The 3,972-nt window shown below is 77.6% G+C and carries 3 protein-coding genes; all 3 read right to left on the reverse strand.

Translation table 11 applies throughout. The features are described 5' to 3' along the window. Positions 1–148: 148 nt before the first annotated feature. The 3 genes from GTR00_RS16050 to GTR00_RS16060 all read right to left on the reverse strand — a co-directional run bounded on the left by GTR00_RS16050 (position 149) and on the right by GTR00_RS16060 (position 3,842). Positions 149–1,783 (reverse strand): GMC family oxidoreductase, encoded by a 1,635-nt coding sequence (locus tag GTR00_RS16050; protein WP_166612594.1) that lies wholly within the window; start codon positions 1,781–1,783, stop codon positions 149–151. Beyond that, positions 1,780–2,730: a glycosyltransferase gene (locus GTR00_RS16055; protein WP_205705951.1), complete on the reverse strand. Its 951-nt coding sequence runs from the start codon at positions 2,728–2,730 to the stop codon at positions 1,780–1,782. The genes GTR00_RS16050 and GTR00_RS16055 overlap by 4 nt, the downstream gene beginning before the upstream one ends. 440 nt (positions 2,731–3,170) lie before the next feature. Then, on the reverse strand, positions 3,171–3,842 hold the full coding sequence (locus GTR00_RS16060) for an aminoacyl-tRNA hydrolase (RefSeq protein ID WP_166612596.1): 672 nt from the start codon (positions 3,840–3,842) through the stop codon (positions 3,171–3,173). Positions 3,843–3,972: the final 130 nt, after the last annotated feature.

A 3,972-nucleotide genomic window follows, 5' to 3' on the forward strand; every position in this document is an offset into this window, starting at 1 on the left:
CTTCACGGGGGGTCCTTCCGGGGCGTCGGGGGGTGCGACGTCGCACCCCCCGAGAGGAGACTACGACGAGTATCTCGCCACTGACGGAAAGTAACCACTCGTGGGGAGGGGCGTCAACGACCCCGCAGCACCGGCCCGAGGAGGACCGTCAGGGCAGCGCGGCCAGGTCGCCGGACTGGCCCGACGCGCGCGCGCCCGGCCGGCGCAGCACCTCGTCGGCGATGCGGTGCGCGTTGGCCATGACGGTCAGCGTGAACGTGGTCGAGGGCACCGAGGGCAGCACGGAGCCGTCCACCAGGTGCACCCGGTCCCAGTCCGGCAGGCGGCCCAGGCGGTCCGTGGTCGTGGCCGAGGCGCTCGCGGCGTGCGGGAAGCTGGCGCCGAAGTGGTAGCTCTTGGCCGCGGCCGACAGGCGCGCCGCGGGCAGCACCGGCCACAGGTCCAGCCGCGGGGCGGCGCGCACCAGTTCGCGCACCACCCGGGAGAACGCCTCCGAGCCGTCCGGGCCGGTGCTGGAGACGGTCACCGCCGGCAGCGCGCCGGGCGTGCGCGGCGCGGCCGCCACCCGCACGCCCGGCGAGGCCCACGAGGGCAGGTACCCCAGGCCGACGGTCAGCCGGCGCAGCAGCCGGGAGGTCAGCGGGTCGGCCGCGCGGTGGCGCAGGGCGGCGGGCAGGGCGCCGAGCACGGCGGGGTTGTAGGGGTAGCAGTGCACCTGCGAGGTGTCGTACCCCTCGTCGCCGAGGTCCACCAGGACGTTGAACTGGTTCAGCGTGAACCCGGGCACCGCGGCCCGGCGGGGGTCGCCCACCGCCGAGCGCGACAGGAAGGGCATCGTGAACTGCACCGACTCCGCCATGCGCAGCTCGGCCGGGGGGGCGCTCATCGAGGCGAGCACCAGGCGGGTCGTGCCGATCCCGCCGCACGCCAGGAACACCCGGTCCGCCCGCAGCTCCACGTCGCGCCCGGTGCCCACCTCCCGGGCCAGGACGTGCGCCTGCTCCCCGCGCTGCGAGACCCGGTGGGCCAGCAGGCCGCCGCGGTAGGTCAGCGCGCCCCGCCGGCGCCACCGGTCGACGCTCTGCGAGGCGGAGTAGACCAGGCCGTAGGGGCACCCGGTCATGCACAACCCGCAGGAGGTGCACTCCGCCGGGCGCATCGCCAGGCGGGCGCGGCCCACGACGACGCCGCGGCGGCGCAGGGCGCTGCGGTGGCGCTCGTAGCCGGCCAGCACCCGCCGGGTGCGCTCGGACAGCGGCGGCAGCGGGCGCGCGGGCCCCAGCAGCGGGAACAGCTCGGCGAGGTCGTCCTCCTCGGCGGCCAGGGGGACCTCCCCCAGGACCGCGCGGTAGTGCGCCTCCATGTCGGCCCACCCGAACGGCCAGCGCTGGAACGTGCTGCGCGAGAACGGCATCGCCTGCGCACCCCACACGGTGGAGAAACCCCCGTAGGCGGAGGAGACCACCGAGCGGTTGCCGCCGCCCGTCGCGCTGACGCCGGCGAGCTGGCCGAGGTCGCGGAAGGGGTAGTCCGAGCCGAAGCTGCGCTTCTGCGGCAGCCGGCCGCCGTCCTGCGCCACGGGCTGCACGCTGACGAGGTCCACGTCGCCGGCGTCCCAGCCGGCCGTGCCGGTGCGGCCCATGCGCTGCGCGGCGTCGCGGTGGGCCTCCTCCAGGGTGCCGCCGAGGTCGACCAGGGTGACCCGCTGGTCGCCCTGCGCCAGCAGGCGCAGCGCCACGCCCACCGCGGCCGGGCCCGAACCGACCACCAGGTTGGTCGTCATGCCGCCCGCAGCCCCCGCGTGCGCGCCGGCGCGGTGCGACCCAGCAGCATCGCCGCGCGCCCGTGCACGTTGCCCGCGCCCGCCAGGGCGATCCCGGCCACCATCGCGGCGCTGGGCGCCAGCCGCTGGGGCTGCCCGCGCAGCGCCAGCGCGAGCCCGCTCAGCACGGTGCGGGCGGCGCCGGCGACGAACTCCAGCTCCGCGGTGAGGTTCCCGGCGTCGCCCAGGTCGCGCAGCGCGCGGACCTTCTCGCGGTTCACCACGTAGCAGCGCCGCCAGAAGTACGCCCAGCTGACCCGGTGCCCGGGCACGAAGTGGTGCACCTGCGCGCGCGGTTCGTACAGCACGGCGCGGGCGCCGTAGGCGGCGGCGATGCGGTGGGAGAGGTCCATGTCGTCGTGGTCGTCGGCGTGGAAGCCGCGCACGCGGCGCACCGCGTCGGTGCGGGCCGACATGTTCGCCCCGATCAGGTGGCGCACCGGGGCGCGGCGGGTGGGCAGCCCGCGGTAGTGGCACCCGAACACCCAGTGGAACTCGGCCGGGAACCAGGCCGGCAGCGGCTCCTCCAGCACCGGCAGCGGCGCGCCGCCCACCGCCACCGCCGCCGGGTCCTCGCGGTACACCCGCAGCAGGGTCGCCAGCCAGGTGGGGGCGGCCGCGGCGTCGTCGTCGAGGAACGCCACCACGTCGGCGTCCACGGCCTCCACGGCGGTGTTGCGCGCCGACCCCAGGCGGCCGGCGTAGCGGTTCTCCAGGACCTGCACCCGCACGGGGCCGTGCTGCCCCTCCTCGGGCCAGCGCTCCCGGCAGCGCCGGGCCAGGGCGGGGTTGTGGTCCACGCAGACCACGAGCTGGCGCGGCCGCACGCTCTGGCGCTGCACGGAGTCCACGGCCCGGCACAGCAGGTCCCACCGCGCGTCGGTGTAGGTGCACACGACGACGGCCACCGTCGCAGCCACCGTCGCGGCGCCCGGGCCCGCCGGAGCCGTCGCGGCGACCGGGTCCGCCGGGGTCGCCGGGCTGCTCGCGCCGCCCTGCTGCGGCAGCGCGGGCCCGGGCGCCCGCGCGCCCGTCGCGCCGGGTCCGCCCGGTCCACCGGGTCCGCCCGGTCCTGTCCTCACGCTGTCCATCGCACGCTCCACCACGTCGCTCGAGCAGGGCGGCGACACCGCCGGGTGGTGGTCGCCGAGCGGAAGCTAGCCCGGCGCTCGGCGCGGTTCACCGGTGCGCGGCGCCACGTGGCAGGAGGCTGCCAGGTGTGGTCCACGGCTGCCGCCCCGCTCCGGCGCCGCAGGTGCACCCAGCGTGAGAAAACCCCGGGAACGCTGCGCTGGGTGCTGTGTTTCTCACTGCCGGTGAGAGCGCTCGGCTCCCGCCGCGCCGGGCCTCAGCCCTCGAAACCCGCGCTCGCCGTCACCGTGCCCGGCGGCACCTCGGTGAACCCGCCGTCGCGCACGTCGACGCGCCCGCCCACCGGCAGCACCGGGGCCCCGGTGAGCACGCGCACGCCGAAGCCGCCCGCCGCCCACGGCCCGGTGAGCGCCGCGGGCAGCTGCTCCCAGGCCAGCTGCGCGGCGTGCCCGACCTGCGCGGCGGCCTTGCCCGTCGTCATCCGCACGTCCGGGCACAGCCGGACCGTCAGCAGGCCCGGCGCGGGCGGCGGCACCCGGAACCCCTCCGGGTCGGCCAGGTCCAGCCCGCCGACCTGCAGCGGCCCCAGCAGCGCCGGCACCTCCTCGCGCGGGTGCGGGGCGAAGGCCCGCACCGCGGCGTCGCCGCAGCGCGCCTCCACGTGCGGCAGCTGCGCGGTGCGCCCCCAGCGCGCCCCGCGCGCCCTGCGGGTGATCTTGCGGATGCGCCGGCCGCGCCAGGCGGCCACCGCGTCGTGGAACTCCCCGCCCGGCGCGGTGGTGCGCTCGTCGGTCAGCAGCAGCACCACCGCGCGGGCGGCGGCCACCAGCACGTCGGTGTGCGCGGGCGCGGGGTCGCGCTCGACGCGGGCGACCAGGGACAGGGCCCAGGGCTCGTCCTCGCCGGGCAGGTCCTGCGGCGTCGTCAAGCGCGCTCCCGCCACAGCCCGGCCAGGAAGCGCAGCTGCCGCTCGAACTGGTGGGCGGCGCCGCCGGAGTGGTCGGAGAACTCCCACACCGTGACGTCCTTGGGCACCGCGCCGCCTACAACCGCTACGG

The sequence above is a fragment of the Kineococcus indalonis genome, from assembly GCF_009906395.1.
Lineage (GTDB): Bacteria > Actinomycetota > Actinomycetes > Actinomycetales > Kineococcaceae > Kineococcus > Kineococcus indalonis.

Bases quoted from the DNA above. Each gene is read 5' to 3' on its own strand.
- GTR00_RS16050 (WP_166612594.1), bottom strand. From the start codon at position 1,783: ATGACGACCAACCTGGTGGTCGGTTCGGGCCCGGCCGCGGTGGGCGTG.